Annotated in this window: 22 protein-coding genes; 18 read left to right on the top strand and 4 right to left on the bottom strand. The window is 31.1% G+C overall.

All coding sequences use genetic code 11. The features are described from left to right. Nucleotides 1–4 precede the first annotated feature (4 nt). The 3 genes from A7L45_RS01480 (at nt 5) to glgP (ending at nt 4054) form a co-directional block, all read left to right on the top strand. Complete coding sequence (locus A7L45_RS01480; protein ID WP_071611127.1) at nt 5–1441, top strand: hydrogenase large subunit; 1437 nt, start codon at nt 5–7, stop codon at nt 1439–1441. An 11-nt stretch (nt 1442–1452) separates the two neighbouring features. After that, nucleotides 1453–2187: an NADH-quinone oxidoreductase subunit B family protein gene (locus A7L45_RS01485; RefSeq protein ID WP_071611128.1), complete on the top strand. Its 735-nt coding sequence runs from the start codon at nt 1453–1455 to the stop codon at nt 2185–2187. 247 nt (nt 2188–2434) lie between these two features. Then, nucleotides 2435–4054 carry an alpha-glucan family phosphorylase gene (gene glgP, locus A7L45_RS01490; protein WP_263496304.1) on the top strand — a complete coding sequence of 540 codons (1620 nt, stop codon included), beginning with the start codon at nt 2435–2437 and terminating at the stop codon, nt 4052–4054. A gap of 71 nt (nt 4055–4125) precedes the next feature. On the opposite strand, the gene A7L45_RS01495 is transcribed toward glgP, so the two are convergent. The 3 genes from A7L45_RS01495 to A7L45_RS01500 form a co-directional block, all read right to left on the bottom strand. Further along, nucleotides 4126–5154, bottom strand: coding sequence for a branched-chain amino acid aminotransferase (locus tag A7L45_RS01495; RefSeq protein WP_071611129.1), 1029 nt, complete (start codon nt 5152–5154; stop codon nt 4126–4128). Nucleotides 5155–5425: 271 nt separating this feature from the next. Continuing rightward, nucleotides 5426–5551, bottom strand: coding sequence for a hypothetical protein (locus A7L45_RS24015; RefSeq protein ID WP_257786560.1), 126 nt, complete (start codon nt 5549–5551; stop codon nt 5426–5428). A 127-nt stretch (nt 5552–5678) separates the two neighbouring features. Then, nucleotides 5679–6317, bottom strand: a complete 639-nt coding sequence (locus A7L45_RS01500; RefSeq protein WP_071611130.1) for a RusA family crossover junction endodeoxyribonuclease — start codon at nt 6315–6317, stop codon at nt 5679–5681. Nucleotides 6318–6604: 287 nt separating this feature from the next. Here A7L45_RS01500 and A7L45_RS01505 point away from each other — a divergent pair, with 287 nt between their 5' ends. The 11 genes from A7L45_RS01505 (at nt 6605) to A7L45_RS01555 (ending at nt 17061) form a co-directional block, all read left to right on the top strand. Continuing rightward, nucleotides 6605–7423 (top strand): sorbitol-6-phosphate dehydrogenase subunit, encoded by an 819-nt coding sequence (locus tag A7L45_RS01505; RefSeq protein ID WP_071611131.1) that lies wholly within the window; start codon nt 6605–6607, stop codon nt 7421–7423. A 16-nt stretch (nt 7424–7439) separates the two neighbouring features. Next, nucleotides 7440–9137, top strand: a complete 1698-nt coding sequence (locus A7L45_RS01510) for a BglG family transcription antiterminator (RefSeq protein ID WP_071611132.1) — start codon at nt 7440–7442, stop codon at nt 9135–9137. Between the two features lie 33 nt (nt 9138–9170). Beyond that, nucleotides 9171–9617: a transcriptional regulator GutM gene (locus tag A7L45_RS01515; RefSeq protein WP_084647315.1), complete on the top strand. Its 447-nt coding sequence runs from the start codon at nt 9171–9173 to the stop codon at nt 9615–9617. A gap of 49 nt (nt 9618–9666) precedes the next feature. After that, nucleotides 9667–10713 carry a glycerol-3-phosphate dehydrogenase gene (locus A7L45_RS01520; RefSeq protein WP_071611133.1) on the top strand — a complete coding sequence of 349 codons (1047 nt, stop codon included), beginning with the start codon at nt 9667–9669 and terminating at the stop codon, nt 10711–10713. Nucleotides 10714–10782: 69 nt separating this feature from the next. Further along, nucleotides 10783–11328: a PTS glucitol/sorbitol transporter subunit IIC gene (gene srlA, locus A7L45_RS01525; protein WP_071611134.1), complete on the top strand. Its 546-nt coding sequence runs from the start codon at nt 10783–10785 to the stop codon at nt 11326–11328. A 13-nt stretch (nt 11329–11341) separates the two neighbouring features. Further along, nucleotides 11342–12346 (top strand): PTS glucitol/sorbitol transporter subunit IIB, encoded by a 1005-nt coding sequence (srlE, locus tag A7L45_RS01530; RefSeq protein WP_071611135.1) that lies wholly within the window; start codon nt 11342–11344, stop codon nt 12344–12346. A gap of 24 nt (nt 12347–12370) precedes the next feature. After that, entirely contained in the window at nt 12371–12733 is a 363-nt protein-coding gene (locus A7L45_RS01535; protein WP_071611136.1) for a PTS glucitol/sorbitol transporter subunit IIA, read from the top strand. Nucleotides 12734–12748: 15 nt separating this feature from the next. Then, a complete protein-coding gene (locus A7L45_RS01540) occupies nt 12749–13408 on the top strand; it encodes a transaldolase family protein (RefSeq protein ID WP_071611137.1) in 660 nt (219 codons plus the stop codon). Between the two features lie 321 nt (nt 13409–13729). After that, the gene (locus A7L45_RS01545; protein ID WP_071611138.1) at nt 13730–15082 is read left to right on the top strand and encodes a glucose-6-phosphate isomerase; all 1353 of its coding nucleotides are present in this window, start codon (nt 13730–13732) and stop codon (nt 15080–15082) included. Between the two features lie 229 nt (nt 15083–15311). Beyond that, nucleotides 15312–16334: a tRNA (adenosine(37)-N6)-threonylcarbamoyltransferase complex transferase subunit TsaD gene (gene tsaD / locus A7L45_RS01550; RefSeq protein ID WP_076605246.1), complete on the top strand. Its 1023-nt coding sequence runs from the start codon at nt 15312–15314 to the stop codon at nt 16332–16334. Nucleotides 16335–16353: 19 nt separating this feature from the next. After that, a complete protein-coding gene (locus A7L45_RS01555) occupies nt 16354–17061 on the top strand; it encodes a YoaK family protein (protein ID WP_071611140.1) in 708 nt (235 codons plus the stop codon). Between the two features lie 39 nt (nt 17062–17100). Here the strand turns inward: A7L45_RS01555 and A7L45_RS01560 are convergent, their stop codons facing one another. Then, nucleotides 17101–17400 (bottom strand): hypothetical protein, encoded by a 300-nt coding sequence (locus tag A7L45_RS01560; protein ID WP_071611141.1) that lies wholly within the window; start codon nt 17398–17400, stop codon nt 17101–17103. 279 nt (nt 17401–17679) lie between these two features. Here A7L45_RS01560 and A7L45_RS01565 point away from each other — a divergent pair, with 279 nt between their 5' ends. The 4 genes from A7L45_RS01565 (at nt 17680) to kamA (ending at nt 21130) form a co-directional block, all read left to right on the top strand. Continuing rightward, entirely contained in the window at nt 17680–18777 is a 1098-nt protein-coding gene (locus tag A7L45_RS01565) for a hypothetical protein (RefSeq protein WP_071611142.1), read from the top strand. A 132-nt stretch (nt 18778–18909) separates the two neighbouring features. Beyond that, nucleotides 18910–19317 (top strand): hypothetical protein, encoded by a 408-nt coding sequence (locus A7L45_RS01570; RefSeq protein WP_071611143.1) that lies wholly within the window; start codon nt 18910–18912, stop codon nt 19315–19317. Between the two features lie 12 nt (nt 19318–19329). Continuing rightward, on the top strand, nt 19330–19581 hold the full coding sequence (locus tag A7L45_RS01575; protein WP_071611144.1) for a cysteine-rich small domain-containing protein: 252 nt from the start codon (nt 19330–19332) through the stop codon (nt 19579–19581). Between the two features lie 298 nt (nt 19582–19879). After that, complete coding sequence (gene kamA / locus A7L45_RS01580; protein ID WP_071611145.1) at nt 19880–21130, top strand: lysine 2,3-aminomutase; 1251 nt, start codon at nt 19880–19882, stop codon at nt 21128–21130. Nucleotides 21131–21229 lie beyond the last annotated feature (99 nt).

Below are 21229 nucleotides of genomic sequence, written 5' to 3' on the forward strand. Positions count from 1 at the left end.
AGATATGAAAATAACAGATATTATAAATAGTCTACAAGAATTAAATTTTGATTTAAAATATGAAGTTAAAAATGATAATGAGTTATACGTTAGAATAAAAGCAGACCAAATTAGAAAAATTGTGCTTATTTGCGTTGATTTATATAAATTCAATTATATTTGTGAGTTTACTGTAGCTGAAAAAGAAACTACAGTAAATTGTGTGTTTTCAAATAGTAAGCGAGGTTATTATGTAATATGTAGTTATGTTACTGATAAGGAACCAATTGATCTTAGCAATATAATTTACCAAAGCAAATTATTTCATAGAGAAATTAATAAAGATTATGATTACAAGATTAAAGAGGTATCAGGGACAGGGGCATATCAAGTTGCAGTAGGACCCGTACATGCAGGAATTATTGAACCGGGTCATTTTAGGTTTAGTGTTATGGGAGAACCAATAGAGAATCTTGAAATAAAACTTATGTACAAATATAGGGGAATAGAGAAATTATGTAAGGATATAAATGCAAATACATTGAATCTTATGTTTGAGCGTGTGTCTGGAGAATCCAGCGTAGCTTATGGAGAAGCTTATGCTATGCTAGTAGAAAAACTTTTAGGAGCAGATGTTAGCATCGAAGTTAAGGCTTTTAGAGTTGTTCTTTTAGAACTTGAACGAATGTATAATTATATGGATGATTTAGGTGGAGTAGGTAATGATATTGGTTATAGTTATGTAGCTAAAAAATTTGGATATTTTTCAGAAGTAGTCCATCAGCTATGTGAGAGGATAAGTGGAAGTAGGTATATGAGAAATGCCATTGTTCCTCTTGGAATAAATATAGATTTTGATGAAAAGAAAAAGAAAGATGTTTTAGATACATTAAAAGGTCTTAAAGCACGGGTACTTAGCATAATAAAAATGAGTGTAAATTCAGTTTCATTTTTAGATAGAGTAGAAGATACAGGAATGGTTAGTCGCTCTATGGCTAAAAAATTATGTATGACAGGTGTTGTAGCAAGGGCATGCAATTTGAAATATGATGTTAGAGTCTCATTTCCATATGAATTATATAAGGAAATAAAAAGAGATATAAATATAGAAACAAAGGGCGGAGTTTTTGAAAGGTATAAATTAAAAGCTCGTGAGCTTAAGGATGCTTTTGGTTTTATAGAAAAAGCACTCTCATATATAAATGTTGATATAAGGAGAGAAAAAAATGAATTCTATTTAAAAGAGGGGTTAGAGGCAATAACTTCAGTTGAAACAGTAAAGGGAGAACTTGTAGTTTATGGTTTAACAGGAAAAGATAATAAGTTTGACCGAATCTACTTTAAAACTCCTTCCTTTACTAATTGGACAGGTATGAGTGAAGCGGTTCTTGAGGAAATTATTCCTGATTTTCCTCTTATTAATAAAAGCTTTAATATGTCTTATTCTGAGAATGATAAGTAGGGAGTATTAAAATGAATAATATAATTGATAGAATAAAATATGGAACAGAAACAATAAAAGATCCAATTAAAAATAATGAATTCTCTTATGGGGAAATAATTGCAGAGCGAAATGTATGTGATAATTGCGGAGAATGCATGAGTGTATGTCCAGTGAATGCCATTAAGATAAATACTATTACAAATGCAGAGCATCTAGTAAGTGTAGATTATAAAAAATGTATTTATTGTAGGAATTGCGTTGATATTTGTCCCAAATCCGTTTTGAAAATGACATCTGATTATAAAATGGCGCAGTTAGAACTTGCAGGTGATAAACTTAGGGAAAAAATATATAAGACATTCAGGAGATCACTTGTACTAAGAGTAGTAGATACTGGTTCTTGTAATGCCTGTATGTCAGAACTTAATGCACTTTCAAACACGTTTTATGATATTTCAAGATTTGGAATTAATGTATCTCCATCTCCAAGGCATGCAGATGGACTAGTGGTAACGGGGCCTGTTACTATAAATATGAAAGAAGCTTTAGAGAAGACTTACCACGCGATGGCTGAACCTAAAATAGTCATAGCTGTTGGTAGTTGCGCTTATAACGGTGGAGTATTTAAAGAGGGTGATGGAGTGTATGGTACACTTAATGATATACTACCAGTAGATCTTGTAATTCCAGGTTGTCCTCCATCTCCACAGGCTATTATTTTTGGGCTTCTTAAAATAATGGATAAAATTAAAAAAACAGACTAAAATCAATAGGCAAAAGTTAGGTACCGGTAGGAAGTGATAGTTTGAGTTTAAAAACTTCTTATGGGTACTTTTGTTATTTAATATTGCAATGAACCAGGAGATGATTTAATAAAATAGTTTAAGAGAAAAATATTTGTGCAAACGCTTGCATTAAATTAGATAATTATGTATAATAAACATAAAAGGTAGAGTTATAATATAATTGTAAATTATTTTATATTAACAAGAAATATAGGAGGGAAATCTATTGGATACTAATAATCTTCCAAGAGTTGCTTATTTTTGTATGGAGTATGGACTAAGCTCAGATTTTAAAACTTATGCAGGGGGACTAGGAATACTTGCAGGGGATCATTTGAAAGGTGCTAAAGATCTAAATCTACCACTTGTTGGAATAGGACTTAAATGGAAACAAGGGTATACAGAACAGATTATAGATGAAAATGGTGAAGTATATGATACATATCATAACTATCATTATGAATTTTTAAAAGACACGGGAGTAAAAGTAACTGTTAATATCAGAAATTTAAAAGTAGTATGTAAGGTTTGGAAATTAGAAGAGTTCGGAAACAACCCAATATATCTTTTAGATACTGATATACCGGAAAATGGTGATAGGTGGATAACAGGACAATTGTATGGTTGGTTTGGAGAAGAAAGAATAGCTCAAGAAATAGTCTTAGGTATTGGTGGGGTAAAAGCTTTAAGAGCTTTAAATATACCAATTGATGTATATCATTTTAATGAAGGACATGCTGTACTTGCGGCAACAGAGCTTATAAAAGAAAAAATGCAATCAGGATATAGTTTTGAAAATTCTTGGGCGAAAACTCGTGATGAAGTAGTATTTACAACTCATACTCCAATAGTTGAAGGTAATGAATCTCATCCTATTGATAAATTAGAGTATATGGGAGCATTTAATGAATTGACTAGGCAGCAAATGATTAGACTTGGGGGAGAACCATTTAACATGACTGTAGCAGGACTTAGACTCTCAAGGAAAGCTAACGCCGTAGCAAAACTTCACATGTTAACTGCAAATAAAATGTGGAAAACTGTTGCTGACAGGCCTGAAATTATTGGTATAACTAATGGAATTCATAAACCAACTTGGGTAGACGAGCGAATAACCAAGGCGTGCGATAATAATGGCGACCTTTGGGGAACTCATATAACTATTAAAAAAGAACTAATAGAATTTATTAAAGAAAGAACTGGGACCAAACTTTGCGTAGATAAGTTACTTATCGGATTTTCAAGAAGGGCTGCACAATATAAGAGAAGTGACTTAATATTTACTAGTGAGGAGATTATTTCTCCTCTACTTAAAAGTGGAAAAGTTCAAATTGTATTCTCAGGGAAAGCTCATCCTCTTGATGACATAGGTAAAGAAATAGTAGCGAAACTCATAAAAATGATGAAAAAATATCCTAGTAGCGTAGTATTCCTTGAAAATTATGATATGAATATAGGGAGAATGTTAACTAGAGGTTCAGACATTTGGCTAAACAATCCTAGAAGACCTCTTGAGGCTAGTGGAACATCGGGAATGAAAGCTGCAATGAATGGTGTATTAAACTGTTCTATTTTAGATGGTTGGTGGCCAGAAGCTTGCAACGATGGCATAAATGGATGGCAGTTTGGAGACGGGGTAGGTCTTGACGATTTAACAGAAGTAGAATTAGATAAACATGATACGATTGCTCTTTATGATACTTTAATTAATAGAGTTATGGCTACTTATTATGGAAATAGAGAAAAGTGGGTAGAAATGATGAGAGAAAGTATTAGAACTACAAGTTATGAATTTTCAGTTGAGAGAATGCTTAACGAATATTATAACAAAATGTATATAAAATAATTATAAATATAAAAAAAACAAAAACAACTTCAAAGTATAAATTTTGAAGTTGTTTTTATTATATATAATATTTATTTAACTTTTACAATCCAACCTTCTGGTGCTAATACATCACCAAATTGAATCCCGTAAAGAGTATCATAAAGTTTTCTAGTAACTGGGCCAACTTCTGTTTCGCTGTGAAAAACATGAAGCTTACCTTTATGTTCAATACCACCAATAGGTGTAATTACAGCAGCAGTTCCACATGCACCTGTTTCTTTAAAATCAGAAAGACTATCTATTGGAACATCTCTTTCTTGTACATCCATTTTTAAATACTCTTTTGCAATATAAATTAATGATTTTTTAGTTATACTAGGAAGTATTGATGGTGATTTTGGAGTTACAAATACATTATCTTTTGTAATACCAAAAAAGTTTGCAGCACCAACTTCTTCAATTTTAGTGTGAGTTGCAGGATCAAGGTATATACAGTCTGCAAAACCTTTTGATGCAGCGTGTTCATGAGCAAGAAGACTTGCGGCATAGTTTCCTCCAACCTTTACGTCGCCAGTACCAAATGGTGCAGCTCTATCATATTCATCTGATGTCATAAAATTTACTGGAGATAAACCAGATTTAAAATAAGCACCTACTGGGCAACAGAATAGACCAAATAAAAATTCTGGTGCTGGGCCTACTCCGAGGTTGTCCCCAATACCTATTACATAAGGTCTTAGATAAAGTGTTGCCCCAGTTCCGTATGGTGCGACGAAAGCTTCATTTGCTTTAACAACTTGTAAACATGCATCAAGAAATTTTTCATCTGAAATTTCAGGTATTAAAACACGTGAACAACTGTTTCTCAAACGTTTTGCATTCTCCAAAGGTCTAAATAATTGAATACTTCCGTCCTTTGTGCGATAAGCTTTTAAACCCTCAAAACACTGCTGACCATAATGAAGAGATGTTGAGGCTTCACTTATAGAAAGATTGTTATCTTTAACTAGTTTCCCATCATCCCATTTACCGTTTTTCCATATTGAGATATACCTAAGATCTGTCTTGCTATAAGCAAAACCTAATTTGCTCCAATCGATGTTAACATTTGTGCTCATATTTATCCCTCCTATAATTTTTAAAACTAAATTATAATTAAAATATATTTTGTACATCATTAGAAAGATGACATTATATTCTAAATGTTGTAAAAATTCGTACAATATAAGATATAGGTTCTATTATAACATATAATATGTATAACAATGGTATTATCAGTATTTTAATAAATTGAATTCAAAATAGTTTTATAACGAATAAAAAAATTGCATTAATAAGGTAGGGATACCCTTAATGCAATTTTTTATTCAGTTTCATGTATTTGACTTATTACTTTAACCCTTCATGACTATTTTTTTTATCTTTATTTTTCAAAGATTCAAAACTTGTACTATTTCCCATGTTATTTATAGCGTCATTAACCTTTTTAATTTTAGTCTTTTTATTTTTATTCACCAGGTATATCTCCTTTCATATTTTAATGTTTATATTAATAGCATAGCCAGATTTATTTGTAATATGTATACATAAAAAGTAACAGTCAAATCATTTTGTGATTTATAAAATGGTTTGACTGTTACAATTAAAATAATTTCTTAAAACAATGTTTGCAAAGGGAGGCTTTACCCTTATTAGCCGAAATGCACTCATCCTTTGGTACTACTTTCCCACATATTTCACAAATTGAATTTGAGGTAGAATTCTTAATTATCCCGGATTTAGGTTTATTTAGTTTAGATCCAATTGTGTTTTTCTTATTTGATGGTGGATCATAATTTATAGGTGGATTTTTTTCTTCTCTTTCAACTATTGAATACTTCATAGCATATATACTTTCACCAAAAAGTTCTAGTTCAAATCTAGGATTTTCGGCATCGTAAAATTCCTCAATAATAAGTCTTGTAACTTGAGCATCGTTAACTATAAGACCGCTTTTTTCTATGCCATCAAAAATGCTTTTGGTTATGTTGTTTGTATCAGGATGTCTTTTGATACTTTTATAATATACCTTTAAAACGGCGATAAGAGATTCTGTTAAAAAAATGCTGGGATTCTGGCTTCTACATTGATAAGCAATTTCTTCTTCATATAAAGCATACCTATCGTGGTATTTTCCAGAATTATAAGGTAAAATGGCTCTCCCATTTGTGTTAAAAAGTTTGAAATTAGATTTTGAAATGGGTGAGCCCTTTATAATGACTTTTGCATAAGTGTTATTCATATGTTCCCCCTAGGATCTATCTTTTTAATAAACCTGCGTATATCAGTATAGCATAGAAATATAGATATATAAGTGACATGTTTTAAAGTGATTGTCTTATTTATTATTTAGATATAATTTCTTATTTTTTAATTTTGTGTTAGTATAAGGTAGTTTATTTGTCAGTATATTCTTATGTTTAGGTTTGATTAGTACAAAGAATTTATGAATTTATGAATTTATTCTTGTATTAATTCTACTCACTTTATGAGATATAATAAAAACAAGATATAGAGGGAGGTTTTTATATGAATAACAAGTTGAGTGAATCTAAAAATTGGTTAAATATTGACGGAAAGACTATTATAGTAACTGGTGGAAACTCTGGTATTGGATTACATATAGTAAATGAACTTAAAGAAAACGGTGCCAACGTTGTTGTTGCTGATATGAATGTGGAAACTGGAAAAAAAGATGGTGTATACAATATTAAGACTAATGTTACATCAATTGATAGTATAAATGCCATGGTCTTAGAAACGGTGAAGGAGTATGGTAAGATTGACGTGTTAGTTAACAATGCTGGAATTAATCTACCAAGATTGCTTGTTGATGTATATAGTGATGAAAAAAAATATGAAATTAACGAAGAATCATTTAACAAGATGACTGCAGTAAACCAAAAGGGTATTGTGTTTGTAACTCAAGCTGTAGTAAGAGACATGCTAGCAAGAAAAATACAAGGAGTTATAATAAATATTTCTTCTGAATCAGGTATGGAAGGTTCGGTAGGACAAAGTCTATATTCTGCAACAAAGGGTGCTGTAAATTCTTATACTAGATCTTGGGCAAAGGAACTTGGGAAATTTGGTATAAAAGTAGTTGCTATAGCCCCTGGAATTAATGAGAAGACTGGACTTACAACACCTGCATATAACGAAGCATTAGCTTATACAAGAAATATAAATGTAGATCAGTTAGACACAGGGTACGAAAAGAGTATTCCGCTTGGACGTGTTGGAAAACTAGATGAAATAGCATATTTAGTAACTTTCCTTGCATCTGGAAAGTCTGGCTATATTACTGGAACAGTAATCAACATTTCTGGAGGAAAATCAAGAGGTTAAACAGGAGGAGTTTGGTTTGATAGATAAGAAAAATGAAGTCTTGGAGTGTAATAGAGTAGTTAATAATTGTGACCAAGATAACAGCTATAGACATCTAAGTAATCCTACAACTCCCACTGATTTTAATGATTTTCATTGTAGGATTGCGTATTTATTAGATCAATTAATAAATACGGAAAATTACCTAAATATCATGGATCTTTCAGAGGAAATGAATGTTAGTAGAGGTACAGTCAATAATGATCTAAAAAAAACAAAAGATCTTTTAAGAAAATATGATGCTGAAATTTTGGGAGTTACAAACAAGGGTATTAAGTTAAAATGCAATGAATTTAGTAAACGTTTAATTCTTATTTATGAAGTGTTTGATTACTTTAAATGTGATGTCGATATAGACAATAAAACCATTGACCTTTTAGAAGCACTAGCTAAGCATTATAAGTTTAATGACCAAATGGAGCTACTTTTTTATAAGTCAACATTAGTAACTATTGATAGAATAAAAAAAGGTAGGAATCTAAAAACGTCTATTCCTATGTACAAAAACTTTGAAATTAACAGTAAAACACTTAATGATTTTATTACAGAAATTGAAAATATTTATAAAATAAAACTAAATCATGAAGATATTGATTTTATATCGTTCCCTATTAATACAAGAAACTCTGCACATACTAAAAGTATAGAAAATACTGTAAATCAAGAAATATTACTGCAGATTGTTAAACAAATGCTTGTTAGCATAAGGGAACGTTTTATGATTGATATTAATGAGAAAACTTTTTATAATAAGGTAAGGCATCATTTATTATTTTTAATTAACAGATTAATATTTAGAATTCCTGTAAACGATATTTTTTCAGACCAAATTAAAATTAGATTTCCACTAGCTTTCGAATTGGCGAAAATATCAATGAGTGTTCTTCAAAAACAATATCATCTGATGGGTACAGAAATTGACATAAGTTATCTCGCAGTATATTTTGCTCTAATATTGGATGACAGGAAGGTTGATTATAAAAGTAAGAATAGTGACGGAAATATTGCCGTTGTGACTAATAATGGCAGAGGCACTTTTGAACTGATAAGAAAGCAGTTGCAAGAAATAGTTGGATTAAACTCTAACATTGATTTATTGACTGTTTCAGAGTTGAAAATTAAGGATGTATCCAATTATGGAATGATTTTTAGCACAGAAAATATTATAAATGATAGGCACTTTCCTATTATAAAAATAGATGGAATTATCGATCAAGATTCTATTACCCAAAAGCTCAAAGAGCTTAAAAAGAAAAATTTAGAACCAATTGCAAACATAATGAAACTAGAAAATCTTAAAATATTATATCTAGATGGCTCTGTAAGCTACAGAGATAATGTAAAAATAATTACGAGTAAGCTTATTGATGAAGAGTATGTTTCTAGTGATATTTACAGTATATTTGAGAAAAAAGACAACTTGAGTTCGATGATTTATGAAAATGGAGTAGCATTTCCTCATTTAATAGATAAAAAAATAAATAACTTTAGTCTAACTATAGGTATCATAAAGCCTAACACGGACAAATTAAAAATTATATTATTTTTGTTAATACCAGAAAATATGGATAATCAGCAAGAAGGGGCATTGCTGAAAATTTATGATGAAATATTCACCATAATAAGTGACAAAGAACTTGTTTTCAAACTTCAAGATATAGAAGATATTTATTGATTTACAATTATTTAATGAAAGGAAGTTGATAAGATGACGTTTAAATATATGCTTATACTCGGTGTGGTTGTAATGTTATCCTTTGCCTTGCAATATTTTTTAGGATTCAAGCAAATCAAACATTTTAATGATGAATATATAAGACTAAGAAAGGAGGGCAGAGTATCTATAGGAAGGCGTGCTGGTAAAATCCAATCAGGTACTATAATACTTTTTGCACTTGATAAAAATGATAGAATAAGGTATGGAAGAAAAATACAGGGAACTACAATATTAGCTAAGTTTAAGGATTTCAACACATTTAATGGTAGAGAAATTGGCAAAATCACATTGAAAGATGAAGAAATGAAGAAAGAGATAAAAATAACTCGTAAAGCAGTATTAGATGCTGTTAATAGTTATAACATTGTAAAAAATGGAGAAATTGTTCCTGAAAAGAAATCACCATTCGGAAAAGTATATGAAAAATTGGTTCATTGATATTTCAATTTATAATTAATTTTATGAATACTTTAATAGGAGGTACATTATGAAAATTATAACAGTTATTGGAGCCGGTCAGATGGCCTCTGCTTTATCATTTCCTGCAATTGAAAACGGTAACAAGGTGCGATTAGTTGGTACGCCACTGGATAGAAGTGTTATCGATTCTGTAAAGACTATAGGTTTTCATCCTACATTAAAACGTCAATTGCCTAAAACAGGAATTGAGTGTTATCAAATCGAAGAAGTAAATAAAGCATTAGAGGGAGCTGATGTTGTTATATGTGGGGTTAGTAGTTTTGGTGTTGATTGGTTTGCAGAGAATATATTGCCTATCATACCTGAAAATATTCCTATTCTTTCAATAACAAAAGGAATGATTGACTTAGAGGATGGAAGTATGATTACTTATCCACAGTACTTTGAAAGTAAGCTTCCAGCTAATAAGAAACTTTCTATTAATGCTATAGGTGGTCCATGTACTAGTTATGAACTTGCTGATAAAGATCATTCTGTCGTTGCATTTTGTGGACATGATATAGAAATACTTAGAATGCTTAAGAGCTTATTTGAATCTCCATACTATCATATAAGTCTTTCTACAGATGTTGTAGGTGTTGAGTGTGCAGTAGCACTAAAAAATGCCTATGCATTGGGTGTATCACTCGCTATTGGACTGGCTATTGGACCTGATGGCTTAGGCCATGAGCATTATAATTCTCAGGCTGGACTTTTCGGACAAAGCGTAAAGGAAATGAAACATCTTCTTGAAATAGTTGGTGGTGGTGACGAAAATATTATATTATCTGCTGGTGACCTTTATGTAACTGTTTTTGGTGGACGTACTCGTAAAGTCGGAACCCTGCTTGGGCAAGGTTTCTCAATTGAAGAATCTATTAAACGATTAGAAGGCGTAACACTTGAATCAATAGTTATTGCCACTCGTACTGCACGAGGGGTGCGTGCTCTTGCCAAAAGAGGGGTCGTGAAGCTCAGTGATTTTCCACTGCTAATACATGTTGATAATATCATAAATGCAGGTGCTACTGCAGTTGATATTCCATGGTCATCTTTTGAATCAGAAAAAATATAATGGTGAAAAATTAATCACCTTATAAATAATACTTATATAAAAATATAATAAAAAAAAGGGGTGCATAAAATGGATTTAACTATTAAGATTGCAGAAGGATTTATAGGATTGTTTAAAATAGGATCAAAAACCTTTCTAAGCTGGATGACAGGTATTGTACCATTAGTATTGTTATTACTCGTATTTATGAATACCGTAATTAATTTAATTGGTCAAGAGAGAGTTAATAGGTTTGCGCAATGGGCTTCAAAGTATTCTTTAATGAGAAATATGGTGTTACCTTTTGTTGCAGCGTTTACGTTATGTAATCCAGCAGCATTTACTTTAGGAAAATTTTTACCTGAATTTTATAAACCTAGTTATTATGCAGCTGTTGCACAATATTGTCACACAAGTAGTGGTATATTCCCACATATTAATCCGGGTGAGTTATTTCTTTATCTAGGAGTTTCAGCTGGCATTACAACCCTTGGTTTAAGTGTTACTCCACTCGCAATACGATATCTTCTTGTTGGACTTGTAATGAATGCTGTAGGTGCATATGTTACTGATTTTACAACAGCATATGTTTGCAGAAAATCTGGTATTAAATTAAGTAAAATAGCTAAAGTATAAGGGGGGTAAAATAATGAGTAAATATAATAGTATAAGAATTGAAAAAGGTCAAGGTGGATGGGGTGGTCCCTTTGTAGTGACACCTACCGACCAAAAGAATAAATTCGTATATATTGTTGGTGGAGGAGAAAAACCAGCAATTGTAGATAAAATAGTTGAATTAACAGGAATGGAAGCAGTAAATGGATTTAAAACTTCGATTCCTGATAATGAGACAGCTTTAGTAGTCATTGACTGTGGTGGAACATTAAGATGTGGAGTTTATCCACAAAAGGGCATACCTACTATAAACATTATTCCAACAGGAAAATCAGGTCCTTTGGCAAAATATATTACTGAAGAGCTTTATGTATCTAATGTTGGACTAGACCAAATTACATTAACAGATGAAACAGCAAAAGCAAGCACTTCGTCTGCTAGTAAAAATGAAGCACCTAAGACATCGGGATACTCGACTGACAAGAAACTAACTGCACAAAACGCTGAAAAGGGAAGTATTGTTGCTAAGTTCGGTATGGGAGCTGGTAAAGCAATTGCTATAATGTTACAAGCTTCAAGGGAAGCTGTTCAAACAATGATTAACACAATTATACCTTTCATGGCATTTGTTGCAATGTTGATTGGTATCATACAAGGAAGCGGAATTGGTAATCTTTTTGCAAAGGTTATGTCACCACTCGCTGGTAATGTATGGGGCTTAATGCTTATTGGATTCATATGTTCATTGCCTGTCCTTTCACCATTACTAGGACCGGGTGCTGTTATTGCTCAGGTAATAGGAACTCTAATTGGTGTTGAAATAGGAAAAGGAAATATAAATCCAAACTTAGCATTACCCGCATTGTTTGCTATAAATACCCAGAATGCATGTGACTTTATTCCAGTTGGATTAGGGCTAGAGGAAGCTGATCCTGAGACAGTCGAAGTAGGAGTACCATCAGTATTATACTCAAGATTCTTAAATGGAGTACCTCGTGTATTCGTAGCTTGGGTAGCAAGTTTCGGTTTGTATCGATAAATTGAACAAAAGGAGGATTAAACAATGATTTATGCTACAGAAATTCAAGAAATTGGTCTAAGTGCAAAAGAATTTTTAAATGAAGAAATTATAGTTTTATTTGGATTTAATGCTCCACCTGACTTAAGACCATATTGCTTTCTTATTGAACAAAATAAGTTAGACGATTCCATAGAAGTTGACGATACACTTTATATAAACGATGATAGTTATAAAATTATAGCGGTTGGGGACCAGGTCAACAAAAACTTGAAGGATTTGGGACATATTACAATAAATTTCAAAGGTGATACAAGCAATTTGATGGCAGGTTCCTTATATGTTGAAAAGAAAGCAATAAGTAATATTGAGGTAGGAACAAAAATTATTATTGAAAAAAACAACTAGAGAGGAATGGTTACTATGTTTTTAGATACAGCTAATATTAATGACATAAATGAATGTATGAAGACAGGAGTATTAAAAGGGATAACTACAAATCCTACAATTCTTCTTAAAGAAAATGTAAATAGATTTAAGCAGATAGAAAATATTCTTGGAACTAATACAGAACTACTATTTGTTCAACTCATTGGTGATACAATAGAAGAACTTTATGATGATTATGAAAAACTTAATAATATTAAGGGCTGTAAAAAAATTGCTTACAAGGTACCTATAAATCTTATAGGATTAGAAGTTGTAAATAAAATTAAATCTAATAATCCTAAAACTATTGTATTAGGTACAGCCATTTACTCAGCTGATCAAGGGATTCTAGCTGCATTAGCTGGGTGTGATTATGTAGCACCTTATGTTAATAGGATGTCAAATAATAATATAAACCCATTTGATGCGATTTCAAAAATGAGGTTGTTCTACGATGATAGAGAACTTGAATGTAAAATTTTGGCTGCAAGCTTCAAGAACACTAACCAAATACTAGATGCATTAGAAGCTGGAGCGCATACATGTACTATTCCAACTGACCTCTTTAAGCAGATGGTTAACAAGGAATTAGCATTAAATGCTATTAAAGTATTTAATCATGATGGACAAAAGCTTGATGAAATGACGAAATAAGTATAAACATTTATGTTTTCTCCTTAGTTATAATAGGAGATTGCATAGGTGTTTTTCTTTTCCTTGATATACGAAAATCAATAAATTATTTTGTTAATGTATAGAGTTTAGGAATAACAACGAGTTTTGTTGAAACAATTAATAGAGTATTGTATAATTAACTAAAGAAAACTTATTTTGATATTGTATGAGCATAATTTTCTTGAAATATTTTTTGTAGAATTGAGTAAAATACATAGTAGTAACTACTATAACATTTATAATACGGACACTTGATAGAATTATAAAAACACTATTTAATTTTTTTAGGGAGGTATATTTATGACAAAAGGCTTATCTTTAAATTTAACTAAGGTGGCTTCTTTTTTAGAAGAACATGAAATTAAATATCTACAACCGATGGTAACAGCAGCACACGATATGTTACATAATAAAACAGGACAGGGGAATGATTTCTTAGGTTGGATTGATCTTCCAGTGGATTATAACAAAGAGGAATTTGCAAGAATACAAAAAGCATCAGAAAAGATAAGAAATAATTCAGATGTGCTTATAGTAATTGGAATTGGTGGTTCTTACTTAGGATCTAGAGCTGCAATAGAAATGTTATCTCATACATTTCATTCTAATCTTTCAAAAGATAAAAGAAAATCGCCAATCATATACTATGTTGGTAATAATTTAAGTTCAACATATATGGCTGATTTACTTGAAGTTATTGAAGGAAAAGACATTTCGGTTAATGTTATATCAAAATCTGGAACTACAACTGAACCAGCTGTAGCTTTTAGAATTTTTAAAGCTTATTTGGAAAAGAAATATGGAAAAGATGGAGCAAAAGAAAGAATATATGCAACTACGGATAAAGCAAAAGGTGCTTTGAAAACTCTTGCAGATGCAGAAGGATATGAAACTTTTGTTATTCCAGATGATGTTGGAGGAAGATTTACGGTCTTAACACCTGTTGGATTATTACCTATTGCAACAGCAGGCATCGACATAGAAGAAATGATGAAAGGCGCTGCAGCTGCAAGACAGGCATACAGTATGCCAGAATTAGAAAAAAATGATGCCTATAAATATGCAGTGACTAGAAATATTCTTTACCGAAAGGGCAAAACTACAGAAATATTAGTGAATTATGAACCATGTATGCACTATTTTGGTGAGTGGTGGAAGCAATTATATGGTGAAAGTGAAGGTAAAGATGGTAAGGGAATATTCCCAGCAGCAGTTGATTTTTCAACGGATTTGCATTCTATGGGACAATATATCCAAGAGGGATTAAGAAATATATCTGAGACAGTAATTAATGTTGAAAAACCTAGAAAGAATATTGTAATTGAAGAAAATGCTGAAAACATAGATGGATTAAATTTCTTAGCAGGAAATACATTGGATTATGTAAATAAGAAAGCATTTGAAGGTACTATCTTAGCACATAATGATGGCGGGGTACCTAATATGGTAGTTGAAGTACCAGAATTAAATGCTTATTATTTCGGATATTTAGTCTATTTCTTTGAAAAGGCTTGTGGAATTAGCGGTTACTTATTAGGAATAAATCCATTTAATCAACCAGGAGTTGAAGCATACAAGAAAAACATGTTTGCGCTTCTTGGAAAAACTGGATATGAGTCTCTGAAAACAGAATTAGAAAAAAGATTAGATTAACAAATATACAGAAAGAGTGATTGAATAAATCGCTCTTTCTGTTTTTTTTTCAACTCTAACTATGAAAACTTGAGATATATATAAATTTGATATGATAAAGCTAATAAAGTATAATTATTAGATGTAAACTTTTTTAGAATAGAAAATTTATAGAACATTAAATTATTATAATATTTTTATGGATATAAATAAAAAGTCATATAAATTACGTCAAAGGTGGGTAAAAACAATGGAAAAGGATATTAAAATACTTGCAATAGAATCAAGTTGTGATGAAACAGCGGCTGCAGTAGTAGTAAATGGTAGGGATGTTTTATCTAACATAATTGCATCGCAAATAGATATACATGAAAAGTTTGGAGGCGTTGTGCCAGAAGTAGCGTCTAGAAAGCACATAGAAGCAATAAGTGCTGTGGTTCAAGAAGCACTAGATGAAGCTAATGTTACTTTAGATGATATAGATGCAATAGGAGTAACTTATGGACCCGGACTAGTTGGTGCATTGCTTGTAGGTGTTCAATACGCTAAGGGCCTGGCATATGCGACCCATAAACCTTTAATTGGAGTTAATCATATAGAGGGGCATATAAGCGCTAACTTTATTCAATATAAGGAGCTTGAGCCACCATTTATGTGTTTGGTAGTTTCAGGCGGACATACATTTATTGTATACATGAAGGATCACGGTGAATTTGAAGTTATGGCTGAAACTAGAGATGATGCAGCAGGAGAAGCATTTGATAAGGTAGCTCGTGCAATAGGCCTTGGGTATCCAGGTGGACCTAAAATAGATAAAATATCAAAAGAGGGTAATGCAGATGCTATAAAATTTCCAAAAGCTAAATTTCATGATGTTACTTTAGACTTTTCATTTAGTGGAGTCAAATCTTCTGTATTAAATTATTTAAATAAAATGAATATGAAAAATGAGACAATTAATATACCTGACGTAGCTGCATCTTTCCAAAAGGCAGTGGTTAATGTTTTGGTAGAGAATGCATTTGAAGCATGTAAAATTAAAGGGGTAGATAAAATAACAATAGCAGGTGGCGTGGCTTCAAACTCTTGCCTTAGGGAGACAATGATAAAAGAAGGGCAAAAGAAAAATATAAAAGTTATGTTCCCGGAGATGATTCTTTGTACTGATAACGCAGCTATGATTGGAAGTGCGGCTTATTTTGAATTAATAAAGGGAAGAGTTTCACCATTAACACTAAATGCAATACCAAACCTAAAGCTTGGAGAAAGATAATAAAAGGAGTCCTTAAATTTTGATCAAAATTAACTTGAATTTAATGCAAAGAAGAATTAGAAAACTACATTCACAACATGTTATACATGAGTCCTTTAGATTTGGCATACTTCTTGCAATTGCGGGAGGGTTTTTGGATTCTTATACATTTATAGGAAGGGGCGGTGTTTTCGCTAATGCTCAAACTGGAAATATTGTACTACTTGCCATATATGCCTCAAAAGGAGAGTGGATGCATGCATTTGCTAATATTCCATCTATTGTAGCTTTTGTAACTGGAGTAATTGTTGTTCAAACAATAAAAAATGATTCATCCTGTTTATTTATAAATGACTGGCCACGGGTAGTTTTGATTTTTGAAATCATAGTCCTTTTTGTAATAGGATTTATACCTAGTACCATTCCTAATATTATTGTAAATGTTACAATTTCATTTGTTGCTTCCATTCAAGTGTGCTCATTTTCGAAAATTGCGGATTCTCCATATAGCTCCACCATGTCCACAGGTAACTTACGATCAGCTGCAAGGGAGGCATATATTGCTTTTACACAAAAGGATCATGAGGCAGCTATTCGTACTATTCGTCTTTTTACAGTTGTTTTTTCATTTTTAGTAGGTTCATTTTTGGGAGGTATATTAACATTAAATATTGGTGTTAAAGCAATATGGGGCGCTGCGATTATAATATTCAGTGCTTTGGTGTTATATAACATTAATAATTCATAAACACAGCGTATGTTTAAATATGATAATTTTATATATTTGTTAACAAATATTATTATCTCCGAATTTCTTTATAAGATTCTTAAGTTCATCTATCTGTTTTTGCAAATCCTTATTCGTATTATTTGAATTGGTATTCGCATTACTTGCATTTTGGGCTTCTTCTTTTGCGTTAAGATTAGAAATTTGAGCTGCTATTATAAACATGGTCTGAGCTATACTGAATAAAAAATTAGCTACTACATTTTGTTGGTCAACATCGAACTTAGAAGCAATAATAATTCCTAGTATTGTTGCGAGTGTTGCCAATTCGGTAGGACTGTACTCTTCTAGTTTTTTCATATAATGCCTCATCATAATATTGTTATATTATAGTATATTCATTTAATTAATATTGGGTAGATTATATTTTGAAAATAATTATTTAAACAATGTGAAATATTTAAATAAATAATTTTTAGTGATTATGTATACCCCCAAAATGAAGGAATATAATAATAAAAAGCAAGTTTAAAAACAAAATTCCCAGTTGATACAATAATATAAGTAGAGTATACTTATCTGAGTTTCGATTATTTAAAATAACGATTATTCTTACGAATTTAAACGAGGAGCAATATTATGACAAACCACCCCAAAATAACAAAAACTTTGTTTAGGCTACTAATTATATCAATTTGTTTATGTATAAGCATATTTGCAGTGGTGTCATGTTCAAATAGAATTAAAAAAAACAATGAAAATAAAGATAATGCATCTAATAAAAGCACGAACAATAAGGGTAAAGAGAAAAACATAAAGAATATTAAGTTAACAAAAGTAGCATTTGAAAAAGGTAATAATATATATCTTTATGATGAAATAAGTAAACAAATTAAGTCTCTTGGAGATATTACAAAATCGAAAGATTTGTTACAACTTTCTCCTGATAAAACAAAAATTGTATTTAGGTATTTTAATGATGGGGAACCTATATATCCACCGCATGTAATTATTTATGATATTAAATCTGAAAAATTAACAGATATTGTTATCAACAATAAAAATGTACAACAAATTCTTGAACTCAAATGGATAGATAATGAAGATATTTTGGTTACAGGGCATATTAATCCATCAGTTTCAGGTTATAGCGTATATAATATAAAAAGCAAAACGGAGTTAATATCCTGTGTTGGTACTATACGCGATGTTAATTTAGGTAAAAAAAATATTCTTTATAGCAATACGCCTCACATATTTCCTCAGCCAAAAGCTAATTTATATATTAATGGGAAGCAAATTTTTGAAATTAACAATAATAAGGAACAAATACTTGATGGTGTAATATCTAATGATGGCAAAGTAATTGCATTTAGAAGTTCGGTGACAGGTGAAAAGGATTTAAATGGTAAAGCAGTTGCATATATTAACTTAGGCCAAATTAGTAGTAACGGAAATGCTATAAACGATCTAAAGAGGATAGTAATAAGCGGTGATATCGCTGGGAAATTGAAATTTGATGATAATAAGTTAAGTATTGTTGAGGATAAATTCATATATAAGTTAAATGATGGAAAGCTTATTAAGGTAGAAAATACATTGCCAAAGCAAAAAAAACTTACGGCAGTTCAGCTTAAAGAATTTAGGCAAACTTTAGCTAAACAATTTCCTAAAGAGATTATTTCAGATCAAACAGTATTAGAAGATATAGATATATATAATATGGTAGCCTTTTAGGATTTAGAACAAATATAGGATTAGTAAAATATAGTTAATATTTATGGAATTTATTATAATTATGTTAACAAACAATTGAAAATTTGGTATAATGACCTTATGTTTATAAAAAATTATGGAAGAAGGGTTATTATGAAAAAGGAAAATTCTTATAGGCCTCAGAAAACAAAAATCCATGTAAAGACAATATCAGAATTAATAGTTAGCAAATTACTTATGTTACTAGGTTCTATTATACCAATATCTATATTTATAGCCTATACTATGAAGCTGAACTTTTTCTCTATTACAAGAATTCTATCAGTATTTATTTTAATTATAAGCATAGCTGCATACTTAAAAAGTGAAATTATGTATCCTCATCCTAAGGTACTACATAAAGGTGTTACTTTAGGTGGTAAAAAAAATGTGGTTTACAAAAAACATAAAATAAACTTTTCTTTTTCTCTAAAAAAAGGTCCGCTTCAAGTGGTGTTATCAATGTTAATAATTATATTATTAACTTATTTAGGACAAGGTGTCTATAGATTAATTGAGTAAGGAGTATTAAATATGGATAATAATTATAAGTTTTTTAGAAATAAAGAATGCGAATATTTTCCGTGCCATGAGGTTAAAAATGATGAAAAATTTAATTGCCTGTTTTGTTATTGTCCACTGTATTTTCTTGAGGACTGTGGTGGAAATGGAAAATTTGTAAATGGTATTAAAGATTGCTCATCTTGTTTGATACCACACTCTGAAAATGGCTATGAATATATTGTAGGTAAAATTAAGGAAGTGAATAAAACAAAAAGAAAATAATAAAAACAGAACAAAAAAAGTTATAATTGTTTATAAAAACTTATAATAACCCATGAAAAACAAAAAGATGCTAATGGTAACATTGTGTTTTAGTGATTTATGGGTTATAGTTAGAGCATTAATTAAAAAAAGTTAACAACTTAACATAAAAAAATACGTTTATTAAAAAGGCACTGTCAATTCAGCGCCTTTTTTTTACCCCCAAATATGGTGATAAGAACATTATTATATTCGTAGTAAGTGGATACACTAAAGAGCATAAAGAAATTAAAAAATATTATAAGTCGGAGGTACAAATGTGAAAGTAAATAGAAGATTAGAGTTATTTAAAAATGTGACGGATAAGGAATGGAATGATTGGGAATGGCAAGTTAAAAATAGAATTGAAACTGTAGAAGAACTTAAGAAATATATTCCATTAACTCTTGAGGAAGAAGAGGGAGCTAAAAAATGTCTTCAAACATTGAGGATGGCTATTACTCCATATTATTTAGCATTGATAGATCCCAGTGACCCATATGATCCAATAAGGAAACAAGCTATACCGACGGCTCTAGAATTACACAAAGCGGAGGCTGATCTATTGGATCCATTGCATGAAGACACGGATTCTCCAGTGCCAGGACTAACTCATAGATACCCAGATAGAGTATTATTACTAATAACCGATATGTGCTCAATGTACTGTAGGCATTGTACAAGAAGAAGGTTTGCAGGTCAAAATGATAATTCTATGCCAATTGATAAAATAGATAAAGCAATTGAGTATATAAGAAATACCGTGCAAGTTAGGGACGTACTATTATCAGGTGGCGATGCGCTACTTGTAACAGACGATAAATTAGAATATATAATAAAAAAATTAAGAGAGATTCCGCACGTTGAAATAATAAGAATAGGTTCAAGAGTGCCTGTAGTTCTTCCACAAAGAATTACTCCAAAACTAGTTGACATGTTAAAGAAGTATCACCCTATTTGGTTAAATACACATTTTAATCATCCGAATGAAATTACGCAGGAAGCGAAACTTGCTTGCGAAAGACTTGCAAATGCAGGAATACCTTTAGGGAATCAATCAGTCCTTCTAAGAGGAGTTAATGACTGCTCGAATATAATGATGCAACTAGTGCATGAACTTGTTAAAATTAGGGTAAGGCCTTACTACATATATCAATGTGACCTTTCAATGGGGCTTGAACACTTTAGAACACCTGTATCTAAAGGAATAGAAATAATTGAAGGATTAAGAGGTCATACCTCAGGATTTTGTGTACCCACATTTGTTGTCGATGCGCCAGGTGGCGGTGGGAAAATCCCAGTAATGCCAGGATACATTATATCTCAAAGCCCTGAGAAAATAGTTCTTAGGAACTTTGAAGGAGTTATAACTACTTATGAGCAACCGACTAGTTATACTTCTATTTGTCACTGCGATGTTTGCGAAGGAAAGAAAAAGATTCACAAGGTAGGTGTAGCAGGGTTATTAAATAATGAGAAAATGTCTATGGAACCAGTTGGACTAGAGAGAAATTTAAGAGGACAAGAATAGTAAAACTAAAATATATTAAGGATAAGCTTAGAGATTAAATCTTTAGGCATATTATTTTCTATATTTATTGTCCGAAGTTGTAACAGTTTTTGAGAAATT

Source organism: Clostridium estertheticum subsp. estertheticum, from assembly GCF_001877035.1.
Lineage (GTDB): Bacteria > Bacillota > Clostridia > Clostridiales > Clostridiaceae > Clostridium_AD > Clostridium_AD estertheticum.